Annotated in this window: 18 protein-coding genes and 2 CRISPR repeat arrays (1 of these 20 only partly in view); of the genes, 2 read left to right on the forward strand and 16 right to left on the reverse strand. The window is 36.4% G+C overall.

The window, feature by feature from the left end; all coding sequences use genetic code 11:
• A CRISPR array of direct repeats spans window positions 1–1,411; the repeat unit is 47 nt; unit sequence GTTGTCCTTCATCACGAAGATAATAATTTTTGAAAGCAATTCACAAC; it begins 485 nt to the left of the window's first position.
• A gap of 249 nt (window positions 1,412–1,660) precedes the next feature.
• Window positions 1,661–3,402: direct repeats of the CRISPR family, unit length 47 nt; unit sequence GTTGTCCTTCATCACGAAGATAATAATTTTTGAAAGCAATTCACAAC.
• A 656-nt stretch (window positions 3,403–4,058) separates the two neighbouring features.
• The 3 genes from AC52CF_RS08145 to AC52CF_RS08155 all read right to left on the reverse strand — a co-directional run bounded on the left by AC52CF_RS08145 (window position 4,059) and on the right by AC52CF_RS08155 (window position 8,215).
• Window positions 4,059–6,278 (reverse strand): NADP-dependent isocitrate dehydrogenase, encoded by a 2,220-nt coding sequence (locus tag AC52CF_RS08145; protein ID WP_214590043.1) that lies wholly within the window; start codon window positions 6,276–6,278, stop codon window positions 4,059–4,061.
• A 546-nt stretch (window positions 6,279–6,824) separates the two neighbouring features.
• Window positions 6,825–7,343: a hypothetical protein gene (locus AC52CF_RS08150; protein WP_214590042.1), complete on the reverse strand. Its 519-nt coding sequence runs from the start codon at window positions 7,341–7,343 to the stop codon at window positions 6,825–6,827.
• A 455-nt stretch (window positions 7,344–7,798) separates the two neighbouring features.
• On the reverse strand, window positions 7,799–8,215 hold the full coding sequence (locus AC52CF_RS08155; protein ID WP_214590041.1) for a hypothetical protein: 417 nt from the start codon (window positions 8,213–8,215) through the stop codon (window positions 7,799–7,801).
• A gap of 213 nt (window positions 8,216–8,428) precedes the next feature.
• On the opposite strand from AC52CF_RS08155, the gene AC52CF_RS08160 reads away from it, so the two are divergent.
• Complete coding sequence (locus AC52CF_RS08160) at window positions 8,429–8,839, forward strand: hypothetical protein (protein WP_375181826.1); 411 nt, start codon at window positions 8,429–8,431, stop codon at window positions 8,837–8,839.
• Window positions 8,840–9,063: 224 nt separating this feature from the next.
• Here the strand turns inward: AC52CF_RS08160 and AC52CF_RS08165 are convergent, their stop codons facing one another.
• The gene (locus AC52CF_RS08165) at window positions 9,064–9,429 is read right to left on the reverse strand and encodes a hypothetical protein (protein WP_214590039.1); all 366 of its coding nucleotides are present in this window, start codon (window positions 9,427–9,429) and stop codon (window positions 9,064–9,066) included.
• 212 nt (window positions 9,430–9,641) lie between these two features.
• Window positions 9,642–10,004 (reverse strand): enoyl-CoA hydratase, encoded by a 363-nt coding sequence (locus tag AC52CF_RS08170; protein WP_214590038.1) that lies wholly within the window; start codon window positions 10,002–10,004, stop codon window positions 9,642–9,644.
• Between the two features lie 701 nt (window positions 10,005–10,705).
• Here AC52CF_RS08170 and AC52CF_RS08175 point away from each other — a divergent pair.
• Window positions 10,706–11,032, forward strand: a complete 327-nt coding sequence (locus tag AC52CF_RS08175; protein ID WP_375181827.1) for a helix-turn-helix domain-containing protein — start codon at window positions 10,706–10,708, stop codon at window positions 11,030–11,032.
• Between the two features lie 65 nt (window positions 11,033–11,097).
• On the opposite strand, the gene AC52CF_RS08180 is transcribed toward AC52CF_RS08175, so the two are convergent.
• From AC52CF_RS08180 to AC52CF_RS08230, 11 genes are all read right to left on the reverse strand, one after another.
• Window positions 11,098–11,529 (reverse strand): DUF6896 domain-containing protein, encoded by a 432-nt coding sequence (locus AC52CF_RS08180; protein ID WP_375181828.1) that lies wholly within the window; start codon window positions 11,527–11,529, stop codon window positions 11,098–11,100.
• Between the two features lie 5 nt (window positions 11,530–11,534).
• Window positions 11,535–12,005 (reverse strand): ParB N-terminal domain-containing protein, encoded by a 471-nt coding sequence (locus tag AC52CF_RS08185; RefSeq protein WP_375181829.1) that lies wholly within the window; start codon window positions 12,003–12,005, stop codon window positions 11,535–11,537.
• 440 nt (window positions 12,006–12,445) lie between these two features.
• Window positions 12,446–13,384, reverse strand: a complete 939-nt coding sequence (locus AC52CF_RS08190) for an RHS repeat-associated core domain-containing protein (protein WP_496518041.1) — start codon at window positions 13,382–13,384, stop codon at window positions 12,446–12,448.
• 13 nt (window positions 13,385–13,397) lie between these two features.
• Entirely contained in the window at window positions 13,398–13,598 is a 201-nt protein-coding gene (locus AC52CF_RS08195) for a hypothetical protein (RefSeq protein ID WP_375181831.1), read from the reverse strand.
• Between the two features lie 184 nt (window positions 13,599–13,782).
• Window positions 13,783–14,214, reverse strand: a complete 432-nt coding sequence (locus AC52CF_RS08200) for a hypothetical protein (RefSeq protein WP_214590037.1) — start codon at window positions 14,212–14,214, stop codon at window positions 13,783–13,785.
• Between the two features lies 1 nt (window position 14,215).
• Window positions 14,216–15,118, reverse strand: a complete 903-nt coding sequence (locus tag AC52CF_RS08205; protein WP_496518042.1) for a hypothetical protein — start codon at window positions 15,116–15,118, stop codon at window positions 14,216–14,218.
• A gap of 61 nt (window positions 15,119–15,179) precedes the next feature.
• Entirely contained in the window at window positions 15,180–15,704 is a 525-nt protein-coding gene (locus AC52CF_RS08210; RefSeq protein WP_496518043.1) for a hypothetical protein, read from the reverse strand.
• Window positions 15,705–19,280 (reverse strand): DUF6443 domain-containing protein, encoded by a 3,576-nt coding sequence (locus AC52CF_RS08215; RefSeq protein ID WP_496518044.1) that lies wholly within the window; start codon window positions 19,278–19,280, stop codon window positions 15,705–15,707. It abuts the gene before it with no gap.
• Window positions 19,281–19,285: 5 nt separating this feature from the next.
• On the reverse strand, window positions 19,286–19,672 hold the full coding sequence (locus AC52CF_RS08220) for a four helix bundle protein (protein WP_271162325.1): 387 nt from the start codon (window positions 19,670–19,672) through the stop codon (window positions 19,286–19,288).
• Between the two features lie 5 nt (window positions 19,673–19,677).
• Window positions 19,678–22,446: a hypothetical protein gene (locus AC52CF_RS08225; RefSeq protein ID WP_496518045.1), complete on the reverse strand. Its 2,769-nt coding sequence runs from the start codon at window positions 22,444–22,446 to the stop codon at window positions 19,678–19,680.
• Window positions 22,447–22,451: 5 nt separating this feature from the next.
• Window positions 22,452–24,071, reverse strand: coding sequence for a T9SS type A sorting domain-containing protein (locus AC52CF_RS08230; protein WP_496518046.1), 1,620 nt, complete (start codon window positions 24,069–24,071; stop codon window positions 22,452–22,454).
• Window positions 24,072–24,400: the final 329 nt, after the last annotated feature.

A 24,400-nucleotide genomic window follows, 5' to 3' on the forward strand; every position in this document is an offset into this window, starting at 1 on the left:
TAATTTTTGAAAGCAATTCACAACTACATTTTTTTAACAGATTTTTATCTTTTTGTTGTCCTTCATCACGAAGATAATAATTTTTGAAAGCAATTCACAACCCGGTGACAGCTTTGGAAATAACTCAGGATGTTGTCCTTCATCACGAAGATAATAATTTTTGAAAGCAATTCACAACATATGGATAAGATTTACCGCGCCTGGAAAAGTTGTCCTTCATCACGAAGATAATAATTTTTGAAAGCAATTCACAACAGTTCTGTGCTGTCTACCTCATTTTCATAAGTTGTCCTTCATCACGAAGATAATAATTTTTGAAAGCAATTCACAACGAAAATTTCACAATCTGGAACGATTTCGATGTTGTCCTTCATCACGAAGATAATAATTTTTGAAAGCAATTCACAACTTTTTCTCTTTTCAAATCCAGTAAACAAGTGTTGTCCTTCATCACGAAGATAATAATTTTTGAAAGCAATTCACAACGCCTTCGCCTTTAGATTCTACCAAACCACCGTTGTCCTTCATCACGAAGATAATAATTTTTGAAAGCAATTCACAACGGGAAGAAAACACAGTCAAGGCGGGGAGAAGTTGTCCTTCATCACGAAGATAATAATTTTTGAAAGCAATTCACAACTGAAGTCTCGACCCGACCAAATTAATTATAGTTGTCCTTCATCACGAAGATAATAATTTTTGAAAGCAATTCACAACATGATGGTATAGCGTTTATTTTTCAAAACCGTTGTCCTTCATCACGAAGATAATAATTTTTGAAAGCAATTCACAACCAATTAATTGGTTTATGGCTGAAAATCCCAGTTGTCCTTCATCACGAAGATAATAATTTTTGAAAGCAATTCACAACCACCGCCCGGAACATCTTCATAATTCCATTGTTGTCCTTCATCACGAAGATAATAATTTTTGAAAGCAATTCACAACAATCGTCTCTTCTATCACTGCTTTCTCTTCGTTGTCCTTCATCACGAAGATAATAATTTTTGAAAGCAATTCACAACTATATTCTACGCTCCAAAATATCGGCGTACGTTGTCCTTCATCACGAAGATAATAATTTTTGAAAGCAATTCACAACTACAACAGTACGAATATCTCATTAAAGAAAGTTGTCCTTCATCACGAAGATAATAATTTTTGAAAGCAATTCACAACGAATGGGTTGATTATTCGGAAAATGCTCAAGTTGTCCTTCATCACGAAGATAATAATTTTTGAAAGCAATTCACAACAAAATAGGTATCGTAGCCGGCGGAACTTACGTTGTCCTTCATCACGAAGATAATAATTTTTGAAAGCAATTCACAACAACGCTTTTGGTACATCGCCGTTTAGACTTGTTGTCCTTCATCACGAAGATAATAATTTTTGAAAGCAATTCACAACAAACATGGAAGATAATGCAATTTTTAAAGTGTTGTCCTTCATCACGAAGATAATAATTTTGAAATCCGCAGCCGGATAAGCGTAGGCGGATTCGACGAAAAGCGTTGGATTCGATTTGGCTGAGTCAAAGCAATTCCCAAATAGAAAATCAAAAAAGATAATTAGAGATAGATTATAATTAACTTTTAGAGATTTTGTTATTTTTAAAATATAAAATAATCCATTGAAAACCAATGGATTATTTTTTGAGGTTGTCCTTCATCACGAAGATAATAATTTTTGAAAGCAATTCACAACAAGAGTTAAAAATAGAGGAGCAGGAATTCAGTTGTCCTTCATCACGAAGATAATAATTTTTGAAAGCAATTCACAACAATTAACTTAACCTAAAAAATAAAAAAAATGTTGTCCTTCATCACGAAGATAATAATTTTTGAAAGCAATTCACAACTAAAATGCCAGTACCAACTTGCCCAACAGAGTTGTCCTTCATCACGAAGATAATAATTTTTGAAAGCAATTCACAACTTCTATGGGAATATTAGCGCCAAAACAAGGGTTGTCCTTCATCACGAAGATAATAATTTTTGAAAGCAATTCACAACATTAGCGCCGGTAAAATGAATAAGAGGGGTGTTGTCCTTCATCACGAAGATAATAATTTTTGAAAGCAATTCACAACCTGGGGAATTCAATCAATTAAATCAATTAAGTTGTCCTTCATCACGAAGATAATAATTTTTGAAAGCAATTCACAACAAACCTGTTGACTTCTCAGGTGCAAACCAAGTTGTCCTTCATCACGAAGATAATAATTTTTGAAAGCAATTCACAACGATGTCAATTATATTAACATAACAATAAACGTTGTCCTTCATCACGAAGATAATAATTTTTGAAAGCAATTCACAACAATTGAACGAAGACAATGGCAGAAATCAAAGTTGTCCTTCATCACGAAGATAATAATTTTTGAAAGCAATTCACAACCTGAACAGGCTTTTCTTGAAGAATTAAAAGGTTGTCCTTCATCACGAAGATAATAATTTTTGAAAGCAATTCACAACTGGAAATCCATATATATATTAGTACTAATTCGTTGTCCTTCATCACGAAGATAATAATTTTTGAAAGCAATTCACAACGGGGAGAACGTAGTGGAAATTCACAATCACGTTGTCCTTCATCACGAAGATAATAATTTTTGAAAGCAATTCACAACTAACGGCGACGATGAGGCAATGAAGAGGTAGTTGTCCTTCATCACGAAGATAATAATTTTTGAAAGCAATTCACAACGATTATGATATTGAAACGGAAGCGGAATTTGTTGTCCTTCATCACGAAGATAATAATTTTTGAAAGCAATTCACAACATAGTCGAGTTGATCGTCAGAATTTCGCTCGTTGTCCTTCATCACGAAGATAATAATTTTTGAAAGCAATTCACAACCTTGACCTATTAACGCTGTCATGTATGGCAGTTGTCCTTCATCACGAAGATAATAATTTTTGAAAGCAATTCACAACTTGTCCCGAACAAATCAATCGTAATATCTTGTTGTCCTTCATCACGAAGATAATAATTTTTGAAAGCAATTCACAACCGGATCAGTAAGATTTTATGATTTGCTGCGGTTGTCCTTCATCACGAAGATAATAATTTTTGAAAGCAATTCACAACACAAAAAGAAAAATTTTTAATGCGACTTTTGTTGTCCTTCATCACGAAGATAATAATTTTTGAAAGCAATTCACAACTGCCAAAGATCAGGATTCGCGATTAATGAAGTTGTCCTTCATCACGAAGATAATAATTTTTGAAAGCAATTCACAACAGTTTTCAAAGTGGTACGGGAAAAAGGCTTGTTGTCCTTCATCACGAAGATAATAATTTTTGAAAGCAATTCACAACAAAACAAACAAAACAACCTGTAAACGATGGGTTGTCCTTCATCACGAAGATAATAATTTTTGAAAGCAATTCACAACAAAGTAATGATGCGCTTCACATGGGTTGACGTTGTCCTTCATCGCGAAGATAATAATTTTTGAAATCCACTGCAGGAAAAGCGTAGGCGGATTCGACGAAAAGCGTTTGATTAAGCTAGGGCTGAGTCAAAGCAATTCACATTCAACTTTTGCTGTCCCAAAGATAATAATTTTTGAAATCCGCTGCAGGAAAAGCGTAGGCGGATTCGACGAAAAGCATTTGATTAAGCTAGGGCTGAGTCAAAGCAATTCACATTCAACTATTGCTGCCCATATATAATAATTTTTTAATCTGCTGCAGGAAGAGCGCGGGCGGATTCGACGAAAAGCATTTGATTAAGCTATGGCTGAGTCAAAGCAATTCACATTAAACCTTTGCTGTCCCAAAGATAATAATTTTTGAAATCCGCTGCAGGAAAAGCGTAGGCGGATTCGACGAAAAGCATTTGATTAAGCTAGGGCTGAGTCAAAGCAATTCACATATATTCTTGTTAGCCCAAAGACAATAGTTTTGAAATCCGCTGCAGGAAAAGCATAGGCGGATTCGACGAAAAGCGTTCGATTAAGTAAGCCAAGCTGATTTACAGACTTACAAAAAATAGCCACAACCGAAGTACAATCGGTTATGGCTAAAGGATATTTTAATAAAAACGAAATTAAATTCCGTCGATGATTTCATTTAAAACCGTACTCGGTCTCATGGCAGCGTACGTTTTGTACGTATCTGTTTTATAGTAACCGTCAATGTTCTGAGGTTTTCCCTGTGCACCAATTAATTCTGCGTTAATCACTTCTTCGTTTTCCTTCATTGCCTCTGCAATCGGAGCGAATTGTGCCGCTAATTCTGCATCAGCAGTCTGGTTTGCCAAAGCTTCAGCCCAGTACATTGCCAGATAAAAGTGAGAACCTCTGTTGTCGATTTGTCCCACTTTTCTTGCAGGCGATTTATCGGTAGCTAAGAATTTAGCATTAGCCTCATCCAGTGCATCTGCTAAAACCTGAGATTTTGTATTCCCCTGAGTTTGTGCCAAATGCTCTAAAGATGCCTGTAAAGCAAGGAATTCCCCTAAAGAATCCCATCTTAAATAGCCTTCTTCGATGAACTGTTCAACGTGTTTTGGTGCAGAACCTCCTGCTCCGGTTTCGAACAATCCTCCGCCGTTCATTAACGGAACAATAGAAAGCATTTTAGCAGAAGTTCCAAGTTCAAGAATCGGGAAAAGATCGGTTAAGTAGTCTCTTAATACATTTCCGGATACAGAAATGGTATCTTTCCCTTCTCTTGCTCTCTTAAGCGTTTCCGTCATGGCATCTTTTACATCAAGAATCTTAATGTCAAGACCGGTAGTGTCGTGATCTGCTAAGTATTTTTCAACTTTTTTGATGATTTCTCTGTCGTGTGCTCTTCCTTTGTCTAACCAGAAGATAGCCGGAGTATCAGATAATCTGGATCTGTTGACAGCTAATTTTACCCAGTCCTGAATCGGAGCGTCTTTCGTCTGGCACATTCTGAAAATATCTCCCTTTTCAACTTTCTGAGAAAGAAGTACGTTTCCGTTTTCGTCCTGAACTTCGATAGTTCCTTCTGCAGAAGCCTGGAATGTCTTATCATGAGATCCGTATTCTTCAGCTTTCTGAGCCATTAAACCAACGTTCGGAACAGAACCCATTGTAGTAGGATCTAATTTTCCGTGTGCTTTCATATCATCAATAACAGACTGATAGAAACCTGCGTAAGAACGGTCCGGAATGATACAAACCGTATCTTCTTCTTTTCCGTCTTTGTTCCACATTTTTCCGCCTCCTCTTACCAATGCAGCCATAGAAGCATCAACGATGATGTCTGAAGGAACGTGGAAATTCGTGATTCCTTTATCAGAATTTACCATTGCTACTCTTGGACCGTTTGCCAAAGCCGCTTCAATATCTGCTTTAATATCTGCTTCCTGAGTATTTCCTTTGATTTTTTCGAAAAGATCAGCCAGACCGTTGTTTGGATTAACATCTAAAGATTTAAATGTCTCTGCATATTTTGTGAAAACCTCTTTGAAGAACGTTTCTACGATGGCTCCGAAAATAATAGGATCGGAGATCTTCATCATGGTTGCTTTAAGATGCGCAGAAAGAAGAACGTTTCTGTTTTTTGCCTCTTCAATCGCTTCCTGTACGAAAGTCTTCAAAGCATTCAGATTCATTACGGAAGAATCAATTACTTCTCCTGCCTGAAGATTAGCGAAGTCTTTCAGTTGCGTTTCTGAACCGTCATTTCCTTTGAAAATGATTTTATATTTTGTAGCATTCTCTACCGTTACTGAAGTCTCAGTACCGTAGAAATCACCTGAGTTCATATGGGCAACATCTGTTTTGCTGTCAGAAGCCCAGTCGCCCATTCTGTGAGGGTTTGCTTTTGCGTAGTTTTTAACGGCTTTTGGAGCACGTCTGTCAGAATTTCCTTCTCTTAATACAGGATTTACGGCACTTCCTAAAACTTTGGCATATTTAGCCTTAATTGCTTTTTCGTCTTCATTTTTAGGTTCAGCTGGATAATTCGGTACCGCGAAACCTTTGGACTGCAGTTCAGCAATTGCTTCATCCAGCTGTGGCACAGAAGCGGAGATGTTGGGTAATTTAATGATATTTGCGTCAGGTTGAGTTGCCAGCTGACCCAATTCAGCCAAAGCATCGCCGATCTTCTGATCGTCTTTCAAAAATTCCGGGAAGTTTGCTAAAATTCTTCCAGCCAAAGAAATATCCGGAACGGCGATCTCAATGTTTGCAGATTTTGTGAAAGCTTTTACAATCGGTAAAAACGAGTGTGTAGCCAACATAGGAGCCTCATCCGTAAGGGTGTAATAGATTTTTGATTTGTCTGACATTATACTGTAATTTATTATTTGATTTTTTTAAGACTCACAAATTTAGTGATTATGATTGTTTTATAAAGATATTTTGCCCAGAAATTGTTTAAAGTGCCCTTAAGTAAATTGTTTAGAAATTTAAGACGAGGATTTTAAACCTTTTTGCAGATGGGTCCTGTGCTGTTTTTGAGACTTCATGATGGTTGTGGAGATGTTAAGAACCCTGCTTAGTTAAATTCAATTATTTCCCCAGTTTTATGGATAGGAAGCCTGCTTTTGTAGGGTAATTGGTTTGAAATCCTTATCCGAAAGGGTAGGGGGGGCTGCCAAATTATTGAATGATTAGCTTACGGGATTATCATCATGAATAAGGGTTCAATCTTCTCGATGTTCCACTAAAGGATTGATTGCATCTCAACGAGGTATTTAATTGGGAAAGGTGAGATTTCTTCTTACAATAAAGAAGTTATGGAAAACAACTTACATTCTTAGATCCTTCTATGAAGTTTTTCCTTCACAGATGTTTTTTTATTGAAACTTCTGTTCCTGAAAGGGAGCGGCATCTTATAAAGCATATCCTAAAGATACTCCTAAGACGAATCCTGCTTTTCTGTTATTTACACTTGGAAATTCTATCATAGGGTTCACTCTCACCACAAAACCACCCGTAGCAATCAACCGATAACCTACCCCCGCATAGTACATATTTTCAGACTTTCTATAAGTTACAGCAGGATCTTTTAATGTGTTTGTGAAGTTCTTCCCAAAAGTAGGCGTAACCCCTAAAATAAATTCCACATTATTATGATTTCCATATAATACTATTACCTGAACAGGTATACTATATCTTGGAGTCATATCATTTTTTGCCTGATCAGCAAAACCAAACCCAATTCCAGCTCTTCCCGCTATCCTAAACCTATTATCTCTTGACAAACTATAATTACGTTCATAATTGGCACTAAATAGCTGATCACTATTCCCTAATACTTCACCATAAATAATATTTTTTGAATCAACTCCATGTTCTTGCGAAAAAGCAAATGAACACAATGTTAGAAGAATAATTGTTAGTAGTTTCATTGTTCTTTGTATATCTTATTAATCTTTTCATCGGAAAGATTTACTATCCCCAAGACTTTTTTGCGCTTTGGAAGTCTTTACAGGCTGATTTTTTGTTTCCTATTTTGTTACAGGAAGAAGCTCGAAAGAGCAACAGATCATTAATTTAAGGCTCAATATTTAAAGCTTTCATTGCGTATTTATGGACATTTTATGATCTTTTCATCTGATAATAACAAACAGTAAGCGGAATATTATAACTAAGCGCATGGGAAAAGTCTGTTTAATCTTATGGGTATTGCTCATTAACCGTCTTTGGCAACCATTTTCAGGATTGTTGTTTTTGTATTATAAAAGAGTAATACATCTTCGGAACCAAAAAATGTATGCAAAGTTTTTTACATTTCCTGATCTGCTATCGTAAAATAAAATGAAAAACCTCATACACCTTCCTGATTAGATTTTTTTTAGAATATTTAGTTGGTTTCTAAAATTGAATTATTAATCTTGACAGTATCTACGTATATTGGTAACTCTTTTATATTCCATCCATTCGTGGGAGGGGATAAAAAATCATCCATTGGATAAATATCTAAAAGAACATTATTTTCATGATGTAGCGAATCAAAAACTAAAAGATATTTTTGCCCTTTTTTTAAATCTAGATTTATTGTATTATAATATTTTCTACTATCTATAAAATATTCATAATCTACACCTATACCGTTATTATTTTTATGATGCCAATCGCTAGTGGCTACTGCTAGGGTATATTTTTTCCTTTTTGATATATTCTTAAGACCATTTAAGGAACTTAGATACCAATAGCCAACTAAAATAACAAGTGCTGAAATTACAATCAAATGTAAATTTTTATCAATTATTTCTTTCATATTAAGGTAATAGATACTACTACTACTACTACTACTACTACTACTACTATTAATTAATAGTCTTTATTATTTCAAAAGTATAAATTTTAAATCAATAAAATATCGGGTTTTTCCTATTTTAAAATTTATCGTTTCATTTTTCTATTAAAGAGCGAAACTAAATTATAGAACAAAGAGACTGGTCTTTTGAAACAGTCTCTTTTATTATTGCTCATGGATTACAAATCCGCGAGAGCGGAAGATAAAAAGGAACTCGAACAGATCAGATTAATACAACAGCTCGAAGAGGAAGACAAGCAAACTATTTTCCAGCTCGTGGAAAAAATGCTTACCCATAAAAAGTTTAAAGATTTTTTTGCCAAAAACCAGCTACGCTATAAAACACAAAAACCACCGAAAAGCGGTGGATTCTTTATTATTGCTCACAGATTACAAATCCGCGAGATCTGGGGATCCGGTGCATTTTATAAACCATTACCTTTAGTCATATCTTTTCTTATTTTATTTTTAAAATCTTCAAAATTAGAATCAAAAAAATATGGAGGACGTGTAGAAAAACAGAATATTAACTCGTCCATAAAAAATACAACTCTTTCCCAACAATTATCTTCATATTCGTCATAATTATATTTATGATGAATAAGCTTATTAAATTCTACAAAATCTTTTTTACTTAAATGATATTTGTCTTTGTATAAATTTATATATTCAAATGTTGAAATTAAAAAATCACCATATTCATCCAGAGTCAACTGATATAGATTTTTCGGATCAAATTTAATATATAATTCGTCTAATATTTTTCTTATAATACTATCTCTTTCTTCCATGTAATTCCCTTAACTATTTTACAAACCATTACCTTTCGTGACATGTCTTTTCATTTTATATTTGAAATCCTCAAAATTAGAATCCCAAAAAAATGGTGGATTATAAGTATATATAATCGCTAATTCATCCATAAAAAATCTTACGCGTTCGCTACAATTATCTTCATAACCATCATCTTCATAATTGTAAACAAAATCATTTGCAAATTCCCTGAAGTCCAAGGATGTCAAAAGATATTTATCCTTATATAAATTGATAGACTCAAATATTGAAATAATAAAATCTCTATATTCATCCAAGGTCATCTTGGAAATATTTTCTGGTCTTAGTTCAATTTCTAATTTTTCCTGAATTTGTTTTATAATTAAGTCTCTTTCTTTCATATGATTTATTTTACAGGTTGCCAAGCCGGGGCAGTAGTTTGGATTAATGCCCTAAATGTCCCCACATTTATAGGAATTGCAGGGTATATTTGTCCATAATTTGGAATCTCAGGATTAAATACAGGCATTCCTGTCAAGCCATAAAATATTAAAGAATTTGCTGGTATTTAAAAACTATTCCTTTGCTTCTTGTAAAATCAGGCACTTTTTAATCAATCAATTGAATTCATACTTGTAAATTCGCTTTCATCAATTTCACGTTCTAAGTATCCAACAACTTCATTCCAATTTTCACTCAGAAAAAAAATTCCGTAATATTTTTTCCCTAATACACTTACAAACCTCAGTTTACTATTAGAATAATTTTCTAAATTTAGTATTAGAGTACCTATTTCTTGTGATAAATTATCATTACCATTTCTGGTAGCGCTATATTGTCTAATTTTATATATTCCTATTAAGTTATCTCTATCAAAGTTATCACTATTGCTGATTTTAATTTTATATTGATCAATATTTCCTAAGAAATTTCTTTCTTTTTTAATTAATTTAAAAATGTCTTCTGATCTTAACATATGGAATACTTTATTTTGACTGCCTTGTTCAGTTAAATTCTGGCTCTCCAATCATTGTAGGCACAAATATAGCTCCAGCTATAAGACCGGCTGTAGAAAATAAACCCGTTCCGACGGCTGCTCAGGAAAGAGCTCTGGATTATTACCATACTCTGATTGATAAAAAAATAATAAATAAATTAAGTATTATCAAAACACATAGGATAATCTGATTAGTAATATTTTTTTTAATTAAAAATGCACTTGCAAAAAGAGACATAATTAGAAAAAAATATATCACGGACTTAATTTCCGGCATTTTATAATTAAAAAGATTATTCATATTATCAAAAATATTTTTATTGGATGGGCTATAAAATATTCTAAAAGCAAAAATGATTATAGCTGTTATCGCTTGTATTAAACTAAGTATTCTTGTTTTCATTTTAACTATATTAATTTCTATGTATAATCCAATCCTGCCTCCAATAAATATTCCTTCATGCTTCATCCCAAAAGGGTAGAAGTTGTTTTCTTCAAGAACTTCTGCGCTGCCATTGAAGTGATCCCTAAATGGTCTTTATCATTTTCAAAAGTATAAATTTTAAATCATAAAATATTGTGCTTTCTCTATTTTTATTGAAAATAATTCTTTAAGATTTATTGTTCCGTTTTTCTATTAGAGAACGAAACCAAATTATAGAACAAACCCCACCGCAATTTTGCTGTGGGGTTTTTATTATTGCTCACGGATTACAAATCCGCGAGATCAGGAGCTTGCAGAAAAGTCTCAGGTAAATAACAAAAGCCTTTCCCGTTACGAACTGGGAAGCAGTATTCCGCCTGCCGATGCGCTTAAAAATATTGCCGATGCTTTAGGAGTTTCAAGTGATGCATTACTGAACGATGAAACAGTTGCTATTAAAGATAAGGAACTTCTTAAAAAATTTGAAGCCATACAGGAGATGAGCGAAGAAGACAAAGCTCTGGTAACAAGGTTTCTTGATCTTACCATAAGAGATTTTAATGCAAGAAAAGCCTATAAGTAAGTTTTGCTTTATTATAAAAAACAAAACCCACCGCAATGCGGTGGGTTCTTTATTTTGCTCACGGATTATAAATCCGCGAGAGCGGGGTTCGTAAAATTCGTTTGATAAATATTCCAGTTAATTCCATCTATAATTAGCCATGCTAAAACATTTTTGTTAATCATATATGAAAGATCTTTTTTTAACATATCATCATCTATAATTATTCCTTTATAATTACTTTCAATAAAGCTTTTAAATTTCCAAAAGGAAAATTTGATATCAAATTCATTTAAAGGAGCTTTATCATATTCACAAATAAAAGTATCTTTCTCAACTATAAATCCAGAACCATGCAAAATATATTTATATGAAGCAACAGTTCCCTTTACCTTAGAATTACTTATCATATAACTCCATATATTTACATTATCTGGAATACTATCCTCTTTTCTTACTGTTTCCTCAAATTTTTGTATGAAATCTATATACTCTGTTAATTTTTTTCTTGTATCCATACTTTTTATTTAAATAATCCAGCATTAATTTGTTGTACTTTATCTTTGAACATTTCTAAAGCCTTTTTTCCAGAAACTTCAATAACTTCTAAAGTCTTACTTTCTTGTATTGCAGCTTGTATTCTATGATGCCCATCTAGAATATATCTTTCTCCATCTTTAAAGTAAACAACTATTTTTTCACTATATATTCCTAAATCTCCTTCACGCATTAATTTAGCTATTTTTTGTACTTTTTCTGAACTTTGAGCTAATATTTCTGTTGATTTAAAGGTTTGCAAAGCATCTTTACTAGCCAACAAATATTTTAACTCTCCAGCACCACTGATATATTCTAAAGGTCCAGCACCACCTATAACCTTCATTTCATTCCAACCTCCTAAATATAAATAGACCTTTTTACCATCATAATACGAATCACCATATTTAGCTTTTTTAGGACATTTAGGACATTCACTACCTCCACCGTCATCCAAACCAAATCTAGAAAAATCAATATTTTTAAAATATTCAGGTTATAAATCCGAGAGATCGGGTCGGGATTAATTTTTATTCAATCGTGATAGCTTAAGATACTATTAAAATTGACATTGGGCCTTTTATTTAATCTTTCAATTTTAAAATCAGGTTTTACATGGATGACTTCATTTTTATCATTAATAATATAGATTACATTTTTATCATTACTTATATAGATGCTGTCTATTTTATCAACTATTGTTTTTCCTAATATAAAACTGTTTTCATTATTTTTCTTCTTCACAAGTATTGATCTCGTGGTATGATCCAAATAGATATCACCTTTTAAATGATACATAAAACTATTTATATTCTCATTAGATATTTTATTACATGATTGTGTGAATAAATAGCTTAATATGAGTAGTAAAAATATTATTTTTTTTTGCATAATTTCTTATTGTGTATTAATCCATTGATAATTAAAATGAATATTAATTGTAGTTGTTCCTAAAGGTGTAATTGATTTCCCTCTATTAAAAGAATCTGAATCATTTCTTGATACTCCTGAGGATACTGTATACTTATCAAAAACATTTACATATAATTTATCACCTCTTTTTTGCATATTATAAATCATTCCTCCACGCCAAATAGATTGATCAGCAAGTCCTTTGAGATGAGCAGAGATACTACCACTAATTCCAATTTTATCAGGACTAGAACCTATATAATATTGGACAGTTTCTCCATCCTTTATTCTTCCTGAATTATAGTCATCAGCGAACATTGTAGTTGCCCTTGCAGAAGAATTTGACCATTTGATATCTTCTGTTATAGCATCTTCAGGATAGAAATTTCTGTGTGCAGGACCCGTTCCTGATGCATACTCATACATTAATATAGCGGTTGTTTTTCGTGCACTTTGTTTAAATATAGCTTGCTTTTCTGATTCTGTAAGCTTATTTAAAGTGAAAGGAGTTCCAAATAATTTATTTGCAACAGTTGATAAACCTTGAATGAGTAAAAAATGTTGTTTTGTATATTTAGGATGAGGATCACCATTTTTAACCTGAGCCATAATATCTTTGTACAACTGGGTTTCCCCGAAAGTTTTCGGAGTGCTACTTCCCCCACCACCACCATAAGCACCATTGGCTCCTTTGTAGAAAATAAGCATATCTTTTCCTAAGAACTCATTATATGATGCATAAGATCCATTTCCTCCCCTTAAATAAAAATCTGCAAGTCCTCCTCGTGGTACGTTATCTTCAACCGGTTCGGGAGCAAAAGCTTTTCTTCCGTCCGGATCAATAAACATCACAGGATTATTCAGTGCATAATTATACGGATTTACCCTTGTCGTTGTTTCAGCTAAAGGATCAATACACCCCATCTTGCGATATCGCTCATGTACATTCTTGCTCCAAAATCGCTCCAGCCTGTTTCCTTCTGCAACTCTTTTCCGCTGTATTGGTAATTGTAAGAAGGATTTCCTGCGTCTGGTTATACCCTTCATGCTTCATCCCAAAAGGGTAGAAATTGTTCTCTTCAAGAACTTCTGCGCTGCCATTGGTGTTTTTAAAGTAACTTACTCTAATGTTCCCCAAATGGTCTGTATAGCTGTAAATATATTGATTTTTTTAAGAGATATTTATTAACATAAAAATAAAACAGACAGCTAATAGAAATTAGTGTCCGCTTTATTTCTTTAAGATTTTTAAAACACAAAACCCACCGCAATGCGGTGGGTTCTTTATTATTGCTCATGGATTACAAATCCGCGAGAGCGGGTTAATCATCAATAACTACACTTTTCCAAACAGTTTTACAGCTATCTTTCCATTCTTTAGGAAAATTTTTATCATTTAATATACTTTTAGATATTGAAACAAACTTTAATTTTTTAGGATTTTTCCCTTTTTGTAAGATATAGAAAAATGGAGAATTTTTATGTTTTAGAATACTATCACCAATGTCTACAAGCTTATTATTTTCTATTCCTAACAGAACTAAAGTATCTGATTTTTTATACCTTGAAATTTTTGCATGTGTTAAAAGACCCTTTCTAACCGCAACTTTTTTCTTTATTTTACCATATATTTCAGTTTTAATGTCTGCAATAATAAATTTATTCTCATTTTTAGGAAAATAAAGGAATAAAAACAACATGAATCCTGTAGCAAATAATATCAACACAAGATATATTAAGTCTCTTTTTTTCATTTTAGAAAACTTTTTTTAATATTTTATAATTTGACCAAAATACTTTCCCTCCCATCTCTCCATATGCAGCACCATTAGATATTGTAACCCAAGTTGTTTTACTTTTTTGTCCTGGCCATAATTCTCCATCATTTGTTCTATTACCCCAAGATTTTGAATATCCCCAAACTCCAACTCCAAAACCATGACCTGAAGATTTTCCAGCATAACCAGCAGCATTAAAGTTATCTTTTAATTCTTTGTCAACGAACTTTGCATAAAACTTACTAACGCCAATAGATGCTTCAAAGCCAGTATTTCCTCCAGTATATCCATAAACATAGCCACTTCCAGCATCACCTCCAGCCATAAAATAAACAAATGCAAGTCCTCCATTTGGTCCCCCTCCCAGTGTAGCACTATAATCTAAACTAAATCCGACAGCATGTGCCCCCATCTTTTCATAATCCTCCAAATTAACTGTCATTGGGTTTCCAATTTCTATATCTGTATCAATTTTTACGTCTTTGTAAACAGTCTTGGATAAAATTCGGTACATAATATGTCCTTTTCTATTTCTAATGATGATGTCATGAGGATCAGTATCTCCATAACCTGAAAAATCAATATCTTTAAAATATTCTCCAGAATTTTGTTTTACTCCAAGAAAAGATAATGCTTCATAATATGCCGAAACAACATCATCTGAATTGTCTGCGTTTACTCCGTTTTCACCGCCGCCACCGCCGTCAGAGCCGGAACCTTTGTAAAAGAAAGGCATACCATTTCCTAAGAACTCATTATATGATGCATAAGATTCATATCCTCCCCTTGAATAAAAATCAAGAAGTCCTCCTCGTGGTACGTTATCTTCAACCGGTTCGGGAGCAAAAGCTTTTCTACCATCCGGATTATTGAAATTCAAAGAGTTAATTATTTAAATTGCCATCACTAAATTTGACACATTACCGTAGCAACACAGAGTATTATTTCTTTTTAACACTCTTCTCGGAACAATAAACTGAAGATGATGGTGGAACAGGTTTTCCTTTTTCAGTATAAATATGGTTCATTGATGATTTTGCTACATCATCTCCGATTTCATAAGCTTTTAAGATCGAATATGTTCCATATTTACTTTCAAATTTGTTAAATAAAGGATGAGTATTTTCAAAACTCAAGATTGTTGAAATATCCCAGTATGCCTTACCATAATTATTTTTTTCTGCCATTAATATGGCATAATATAAAAATTCTTTATATCTACCATTAATTGCATATTGCTTACACGCTCTGCTATATGCTATGGTATCACCTTTATATATTGCTTTATTCAGATTTTCTTTTAGTGTTTTATCATTAAAATCAAAACCACTATCTACATAAGGAACGTATTCGTCTGTTTGCTTTTCATTCAATACATTTTTAAGATGTATATTTTCTTTAGATCTATCTTTACTATTACAACTTAAAAATAAAAACAAAAAAGGTAAAAATATTAAGTTTTTCATTTAATTAAAATTTGGATATTTTTTCAAAAATTCTCTATAATAATAACCACCAAGTGCTTGTCCATTTCTATAAAAAACAATTAGTCCATTATCATCTATATTTTTTTGTGATCTGCTTACATTTTTAATACCTGTAACACTTGAATCGTACATAACAAAACCTCTAAAAGCAACAACCATAAGTCTTGGATGTGCCTTTGAAATCTGTTTCGCTATAGAACCATCATTACCAACATCAGTTGCTGAAAGACAAGAATATAAAATTAATATAGGTCTTTTATATTTGTCTACATTTGTCCAATTTTTATTCTTAGCAATCATAGCTTTATCAAAATTTGCAGCATTACGAATTTCATTATCTCCGTCCCATATCATATTTAGATTTCCATGCCCGTATACTCTAAAAATACCATCACCGTCAGTATTTTTAAGACGATTATATATTTCTTTAAACTTTTTATGAAAAACTTTATCATCATCCTTTCCAAAGAATTTAACAGGTTCTTCATCACTAATATTACTAAACTGCGAGAAATCAATACCTTTAAAATATTCAGGTTCCGGATTAGCAAGATACGCCATAATATCCTTATACCATTGTGTTTCTCCGAAAGTGGTACTTCCTCCACCACCACCATAAGCACCATTGGCTCCTTTGTAGAAAAGAAGCATATCTTTTCCTAAGAACTCATTATAAGATCCATTTCCTCCCCTTAAATAAAAATCAGCAAGTCCTCCTCGTGGTACGTTATCTTCAACCGGTTCGGGAGCAAAAGCTTTTCTACCATCCGGATCAATAAACATCACAGGATTATTCAGTGCATAATTATACGGATTTACCCTTGTCGTTGTTTCAGCTAAAGGATCAATAACGCCCCATCTTGCGATGTCGCTCATGTACATTCTTGCTCCAAAATCGCTCCAGCCTGTTTCTTTCTGAAGCTCTTTTCCGCTGTATTGGTAGTTGTAAGAAGGGTTTCCTGTTGTCTGGTTATATCCTTCATGCTTCATCCCAAAAGGGTAGAAATTATTTTCTTCAAGAACTTCTGCGCTGCCATTCTGGTTTTTAAAGTAGCTTAAACGCACATTTCCCAAATGGTCTGTATAGTTGTAAATATACTTATTATTTTCGAAATTATAATATCCTTCCGATGTAGGTACAAATTTTAAGATGACAGCAGCAGGATTTGAACCAATCTGCTTAGATTCATACTGAAAACCATTTAAATAATCTGTGGTGACAGCCTCCTGCCCAGATCCTTCAGGGTTTTTATGAAGATATATTTTTCGAAGCTTTTCTCCTGATGCATTATATTGGTAAAAAGCACGAATATTAACAGGACGAGCAAAGTTTCTAGGAACATAAGTCTGGTTGAATATCAATAAACTTGGTTGGTTCATGAAATTATAGTCAATTTGCAAAACTCCTTTATCTATCTGGTTTGTCATATTTCCATTGGCATCATAAGAGATTGTATTTCCGGAAGTATCAGGATACCCTCTGTAATTGGTGGAGTTATCAGTAACGGTACTCAACCTGTTTCCCGTATAGGTATAGGTAAGGTTATCAATAAGTTCCGCTGTTGCAGAAAACTGTCCTTTAGCATTTCTCTGTAGGGAAGTAATGTTCCCGCCAAGATCATACGCTGCGGTTTCATTAAAGAAATTGTTCTGCGGAAGAGAAGCATCGGGCTCAGAGTAAATACCCTGTGTCATCCTGTTAAGATCGTCATAGCGGTATGCGTATTTTCTCAGGATATTGTCCTGCGCAGATTTCCAGCTTACTTCCTTTATGTTGCCGCTGTATTTCCCTGTGATATTGTCTGAGGGATCAAAAAAAGACAGAGCATAGGCAAAAAGGTCGTTTCCCGGGTTGGCAGGATCGTTTACCCTGGTGGTGGCTCCTCTCATATTGTAGGTGTAGTCTATGTTCTGCAGACTGTTGCCAACCTTTTTCTGGATCAGCCTCGAGAGATCATTGTATATATTTTCAGACAAAAGCTCCTGAGGATTGCTGTCTACCTGATGCCACTGTTTTTTCAGCCTGTTCTGGCTGTCGTATTCAAAGGTCTGGGTAATCACTTTCGGGGGATCCGAAGCCAGTCTCGCATGGGTAAGCCTGGTCTGCTGTACCACTCCTGCAAAATCCGGAAGAGATTCTGTTTTGGTATATCCTCCAAGATGGTTAACGGCATAGGTTCCTACCACTCTTGCTTTTTCATCGTACCAGATGTAGCTTTTCGTCCAGTTATCGTCTTCTATATTCTTCACATAAGAAGCCGTAGGAAGGTTTTTGGTATTCACCGCCATGGCAGGGTTATCGCCAATAGTGTTTTTGCCAAATACCTGGGAAGGTCTTGCAGGTGTTTCCGCAGGATAGGTATCAAAATAGTTAATACTCAGGATCTTGGTAAACGCGGTGGGGTATGCGCTGTTGGTGTAATAAGCCGTTACGCCGTTGGCGCTGAATCCTCCCGGGTTTCTGCTCTCGTTTTGAGAGACGGCGGCAGCATTGGCAGTATTCTGCTCTGCCTGTCTTCCTTCGCTGCCATAGTTCTGTGCACTGGTGAATATTCCGGTGTATACCGTTCTTCCGAACCTGTCGTACTTGGTAAAAAGCCACTGTCGGGAAGCTCCCATATTGGCATCCTGGGTCATGAGCACACGATCCTGCGTATCATATACGATGTATTCCCATCCTTTTCCCGGGAGTTTCTTTTCTACCTGCCTGCTTCTGCTGTCGTAGCGGTACTGGTAGCAAAGCTCATCCAGCACTGTTCCCGTTAACGGCTGAGAGACAGCCAGCGGAGGAATTACATAAACCAGCTGCCCGTATTTGTTGTAGAGGTAGTAGGTTTCCGTATTCTGTTTTTTTACCAGTACGGTTTGTCCTTTTCCGTTCTTATATTCGGTGGTCTGGTGTCCGTCTTCATCCGTAACGGAAGTTTTCATCAGCTCTCCTGCGCCATAGTTTCCGGCAGGAGAAACAGCATTGCTGGTTGCTCCGTTCAGCCATGAGGTCGTTACGGTATATTTTTTTACTTCGTCTGCGGCATTTACCCCATAGCCATACTGTACGGAATGCCCCAGATAATCCGATCCCGGTTTTCTCTGGGAAAGGAGCCTGCCGCCGGGAGCGTTCTCCTGTACCGACTCGCTGTAGAAATACGGATCTGAGCCATAAGCCTGAGCAGCATTTGCTTTCGGATCTGTATAGATTGCCCCGTTCTGGGTTCCCGTCTGTGGAACAGGAAGGTAAGATCTTAGCTGTCTTCCAAAGCTGTCGTATTCCGAAGGAATCACGATGTCTTTACCGTTAGGGGATGCCTTGATGCTGATGACCTGCTTCGCCCTTCCCAGCCCGTCGGAATACTGTACGGCTTCGGTTTTCCGGCTGCAGTCTTCATTCAGACAGTTTTTGGTATAGATGAAGTTATGGTCTGTGGAAAGCCCCGTGGTTTGTGCATATAGGGTGAATGAAAAAAGAAGTGTGAAAAGTGAAAGGTATTTTTTCTCCCCTTGTTTTTCACTTTTATTTTTTCCTTTTTCAATCTTATTGATTATTTTTTCTTTCATGATGATCATTTGTTGAGTGTAGATTTTGAAGTTTTGATACTGGCAACCAGCATACCGATAAGCGCATCATTTTGCGTCACATATTTATCGAAATCGTCCTTACCAATATAGTCTGTATGATGCAAAAGTTCCAGCCAGTATCGGGTTTCGTTTGCTTCTTTCAGTGAGATGGAGAGTTTGCTGATAAAGTCAGGTTTGCTTTGGGCAAATTCAGCTTCCCGTATCAGGGCTCCCGTTGCAGTTCCGCTGCGAAGCATCTGTTTAGACAGCACAAATTCTTTATTCTGCACCAGCTTTTTATAAAGGTTTATGATATCAATACTGAAAATAAAACTTTTATCCTTTAGAAAATTCTTTCCCGAACTTTTCATTTTTAATTCCTCATTTTTCATGCTCATTAATGTTTATAGTTGTACTGATTTTCTTTAATCACCTGTCCTTCGCTGTTTTTCACCCGCAGCAATCTTCCGGAATCATCATACTGGAAGGTGTTTCTGATGCCGTTGGGCGATACAGAGTTGGTAACCCCAACCAGCGGATCATAGGTGTACACCGTGATGGAATACTGCTGAAGCTGGGAATCTGTGCGCAGGGCATTGAGCGCAGTAAGCAAAGCTCCTTCATTGGCAGGGTCTGCCGCATCGGCATTGGATGCCGATATGGCGGCAGAGATCACAGAAAGGGAAGAAATATCACTGTATTTCGCTCCGGCAATCTGTGCGATGGGAAGACTGTTCTGGTATCCCCATATTGTGGTTACGGAATTTCCTGCTTTGTTGGTGGTCTGCACAAGGTTTCCGTTGCTGTCGTAAAGATCGAAGGTCACGGAAGTTTCCGCCGTCTGGTTCAGGTCTGTTGTTTCGATAGAGGTAGGATAAAAATGGCTGCTGCTGTCATACTTCGTGGTAATCCTGGTCATCACGGTGCCATCTGCTTTCACTTCGGTCTGCAAAGGGACGGAAAGCATATTTTTATTTACCAGACGGGTATTCCCAAGATCTGCGGCATATTTTGTAGAAGCTTCACTCACGGTACCGTCCTGAGCCGTTGTTTTAACAAGCATTTCCTGAAAATTGTCCGGATGGAAGGTACTTTCTTTAATGGTAGCGTAAGAGGAATTATTATCCGGATAGACAATCTCCGTCTGTTTGCTGTACTGCAGCCATGCAGGTTTTGTACTTCCTAATTCAATAAAGTTTTCAGGCGCTCCCGGAATCTCCTGAAATGTATATTCGTACAGTGAAGATTCGGTTTTCTGATTCAGTTTATTATATACTTCCTTTTTTTCAAGAATACCTTGCGATGTTAAATTGTAATATGGGGCATATCCGGTATTAGTAGGCAATATATAATCATAGGGTGTTTTGAAGTAATATTTGATGTAGCCGTTGTTTTCGGTTCCTGCTATTTCCGTTTCCTTTACATTCTTATACAGCAGAAAGCCGCTGGGATCTCCAAGATCATTCTGGAAAAAAGTCCCACCTGAACTCGAAGCATCTGAAAACAAATGGTAATCAAATGTTTTTGTTTTCACCAGCACCCCGTTTTCGTCAAAAGACCGGATCTTTTCTACCCTTGCCCCTGCATTTACAGGATGTTCGTTCCTGTAGGGTGCGGGCATTGTTTTCTTTTTGTAGAGGCTGAGAAAACCATTGCCTCCTCCGGTCATGCTTACCGTATAAGTTCCGGGGAACAGGGTAAAGATAGGAACGGTACTGCAGGAGCTGTCTTTTGTTAAGGTATGGTTTGCGGCATTTCTCACCGTATAAGTGAAAGGGATGATATCCCCATGGGGATTGGTAAGGTTGTACACCTCCATCACTCCCGGGATCAGGTATTGATAGCCTCCTGTTACCGTAAAGGAATAATGGCTTGAGGTATTGGTATCAAAAGGAATAACGTTCGTGGTATCGTAGTAATTGATTTCCAGGTCATCTGTACTTTGTGCGTAATCTGGAGCTGTTTTATCAACATATACCATATTTGCTTCAAAATTGTACACTACAGATCCTTTTGTAGGAAAGGTGATCTTTTTCAGGAGTCCTACGGTGTATTTTTTGGGATTTACAGGCTGCGTTCCTTCGCACAGAAAGTTCCCGTAGCGTGTATCGCTATAGTATCCGTATTGTCTGTCAGAGCCGTCTGCATCATATTCAAAAAGTGTTTCTTCCGTTGGTGCGAGGTTTTTATCCAGCTTCTGTATTCCGGTCAGTGCTTTTCTTCCGCTGATCTTCCAGGAAGGGGAACCCTGCAGGTTATCTTCCAGAACATACGAGGTTCCGTAGGTAAACTGGTATTTGGAGATCAGCCTGTCTGCCGGATCGGTGAGGCTTACTGCAGTAAGGGTATAGGGATCGGTAGTCACGATCTCTCCGTCATTCATCTGGTCATAGAGATAACTGAACTTCAGTTTGCCTTTTGCCGTAGAAATGGTATTGATCTTACAGTACTGGTACTTCATGATGGAAGACGTACCCATGTATTTGATCTTCTTATCGTAGCTGTAATTAATGAACTCTGTGCCGTTAGGATCTTTTACTTTTGTAAGAAAGAATGAGGTTTTGTAATTCTTATAGCTGATATCTTTAATAACCCCTACATTATAATCCTGAAATAGATACTGATATCCCAGATCATCGGTAATGGTAAAAGTATTGATGATGAATTTGCTGCTTGAGGTATTTCTTTCATAATCTATCCTGATCTTTTCACCTGTAAGATTGCTGACCATAAAATTTCCGGTAGCCGCATCTTTCAGTATTTTAAATTTGCCGGAATGCCCCGGGATATTGTAAAAGAAGATATCTGCCTGTTCTTCATTTATGAAAGAAGCGTCGGTAATTTCGTCCAGCTCGGAGACAATCTGCCGCGTTATCATCCCTGAAGCGAACATCGACCAGCCTTGTCCTACCTCACTGGCAGGGATGTGGGCTTTGGCATTGTAAACGTGATAGGATAAAGCAATATTTACCGGAAGATCTTTATGGATGCTTTCCAGCTGATAAACAGGGAAACCGATATTGGGAACCCCCGTTGCAGGAGATACTGCCGTATTGATGTAATTGGATAACGATCCGGTGGTAGGTTCTGCCACCGCAGTGTTTTGTGCCGCTGCCACTCCATAAAGCAGAGACAGGGAAAAAACAGTCAGTTTTATTTTCTTCATTTGTCTTATTTTTTAATCAATTTGGCATTCGCCGTTTTGTCATTGGTTTTCACCACCACCAGATACGCCCCCTGAATCAGAGGCTGGGTATTGATCTTAGTGATCTTATTTTTTGTTTTTACCGTTTCAAGCTTTCTTCCGCCCATATCATACACCGCAATCTCAGCCTCAAATGCGCCTTCTCTCAAACCCTCAAACCCAAGCTCCACGTACACATAATCCGTTACCGGGTTCGGGTAGATCCTGATATCCTGCTTTTCGATCAGCTGGTCAACCTGTTTATCCCCAAGCTTCACGATCTTCCAGTTTTCTTTTCCCAGTTCCTCTGCGCTGGTTCCTGCGAGTACAATGGATCCGTCACGGTTCAGCTTAATATCAGACAACCGTTCCTCTTTTTTTCGGGATTCTCCCTTCACGTGCTTTCTCCACTGTTCGTTTCCGTTCTGGTCGAGATACAGCATCCAGAAAGTCTCATCATCATTTTCAATCCTGCCTTCCGCCTGTGTGTAACCGCCCAAGAGAATTCCCTTAGACTTCCCGCCTCCGTCTTCCTGCTTTCCGGCAATGACGCTCATTCCCATCAGAACATCCCTGTTTTTAAAGCTGTAGGATTTCTGCCAGAGTTCTTCGCCCCTTTCATCAATGGAGATCAACCAGAGGTCTGTACCCTCTTCAATACCGACGGATTTATTTCCCGATCTTTCCGATCTGGATTCCCCACCGATCAGATAGCCTGTTGAAGTCAGTGCCAGTGTTCTTAGATGATCGTCGCCTTTTCCGCCAAAGTTCTTTTCCCATTCCACTTTTCCGTCTTTCGAAAGTTTCACGATCCAGTAATCGCCTTCGCCATAATTGTTGCTTGTTTTTGGCTGATAGTTGATGGTTTTACTACTTCCGGTCTCCGTCTTCCCGCTTCCTGCCAAAGCCCCGCTTCTGGAGTAGATCCCTAACAAGGCTCCCCCGTCTTTGGTGGGAATCATCTTTTCCACTTCATCCAGACCTTTTCCGCCTAAAATTAATTGGGATAATTCTTTCCCGTTTTTATCCAGTCGTACCACCAGAACATCTTTGGAGCCGTAGCCTTTCGGTGAGTTCTGCACATTGCCAACGACAAAGAACCCCATATCCGTGGTCTGAATCACCGCCCTTGCTTCTTCATCTGCTGTACTGCCTATGGTTTTCTGCCATAATTCATCCCCAAATTCGTTGATTCTGATCAGCCAGAAATCCGACCCGCCTTTGGAATCGTCTTTTTTATCCAGCCCTTTCCCTGAATAGCTGGAACCCGCCAGAAGAAATCCTCCTTCCTGCGTGTTGACGGTTGCCGACAAAAAATCATGGTTTTTCCCAGAGAAATATTTTTCCCAGACCTCTTCGCCCTGCTGGTTGAGTTTTACCAGATGGAAATCATAGCCGTTGTTCTGCTTTTGGCTGCCGGATGATGGCTGATGGTTGTCAGGACGGATGCTGCTTCCGGTAATTAAATACTGCTGATCGATGGTCGTGGTGACCTGTGAAAGAAAGTCCTGCGTAGAGGACCGGATGTCTTTCTGCCAGACTACTTCCTGGGCATATACCCCCAGAATGCTGCACAGAGTGAACACACTCATGCTGAGTTTTTTCATACTTAGTGTAATTTTAACGTTATTGTAAAGGTGAAATTAAGAATAGAACGGGTTAAAAAAATAAGGAAACCCTCATTCTTAAAAAATTATCCCGGATATAATCTGCTCGAAAATCATTTGTTGTATTCATGGTTTTTGTTTTTTTATCGGCTTTTGACAGCCTGTTTTTAGTTTTTTTTAAAATCAGAATGGTAAAAAGCTGTTAGTCTTTTTGTCTTCTGCAAAGTTACACCCCTGTAACGACAAAAGGTGTCGTTTTATTTTAAAGATGCAAAAATTTTTAAAAAGGTTGGAAATTAATCAAAAAAAAAGAAAGCGTGGAGCTTCCC

Source organism: Chryseobacterium sp. 2P (assembly GCF_059579425.1).

Excerpts from the sequence above, each read along its gene's own strand:
- AC52CF_RS08230 (WP_496518046.1), bottom strand. The coding sequence starts at position 24,071 with ATGAAAAAACTCAGCATGAGTGTGTTCACTCTGTGCAGCATTCTGGGG.
- AC52CF_RS08150 (WP_214590042.1), bottom strand. The coding sequence starts at position 7,343 with ATGAAACTACTAACAATTATTCTTCTAACATTGTGTTCATTTGCTTTT.
- AC52CF_RS08170 (WP_214590038.1), bottom strand. The coding sequence starts at position 10,004 with ATGTTAAGATCAGAAGACATTTTTAAATTAATTAAAAAAGAAAGAAAT.
- AC52CF_RS08225 (WP_496518045.1), bottom strand. The coding sequence starts at position 22,446 with ATGAAGAAAATAAAACTGACTGTTTTTTCCCTGTCTCTGCTTTATGGA.
- AC52CF_RS08210 (WP_496518043.1), bottom strand. The coding sequence starts at position 15,704 with ATGAAAAACTTAATATTTTTACCTTTTTTGTTTTTATTTTTAAGTTGT.
- AC52CF_RS08215 (WP_496518044.1), bottom strand. The coding sequence starts at position 19,280 with ATGAAAGAAAAAATAATCAATAAGATTGAAAAAGGAAAAAATAAAAGT.
- AC52CF_RS08220 (WP_271162325.1), bottom strand. The coding sequence starts at position 19,672 with ATGAAAAATGAGGAATTAAAAATGAAAAGTTCGGGAAAGAATTTTCTA.
- AC52CF_RS08190 (WP_496518041.1), bottom strand. The coding sequence starts at position 13,384 with ATGGGGTGTATTGATCCTTTAGCTGAAACAACGACAAGGGTAAATCCG.
- AC52CF_RS08200 (WP_214590037.1), bottom strand. The coding sequence starts at position 14,214 with ATGAAAAAAAGAGACTTAATATATCTTGTGTTGATATTATTTGCTACA.
- AC52CF_RS08160 (WP_375181826.1), top strand. The coding sequence starts at position 8,429 with ATGGATTACAAATCCGCGAGAGCGGAAGATAAAAAGGAACTCGAACAG.
- AC52CF_RS08165 (WP_214590039.1), bottom strand. The coding sequence starts at position 9,429 with ATGAAAGAAAGAGACTTAATTATAAAACAAATTCAGGAAAAATTAGAA.
- AC52CF_RS08155 (WP_214590041.1), bottom strand. The coding sequence starts at position 8,215 with ATGAAAGAAATAATTGATAAAAATTTACATTTGATTGTAATTTCAGCA.
- AC52CF_RS08145 (WP_214590043.1), bottom strand. The coding sequence starts at position 6,278 with ATGTCAGACAAATCAAAAATCTATTACACCCTTACGGATGAGGCTCCT.
- AC52CF_RS08180 (WP_375181828.1), bottom strand. The coding sequence starts at position 11,529 with ATGGATACAAGAAAAAAATTAACAGAGTATATAGATTTCATACAAAAA.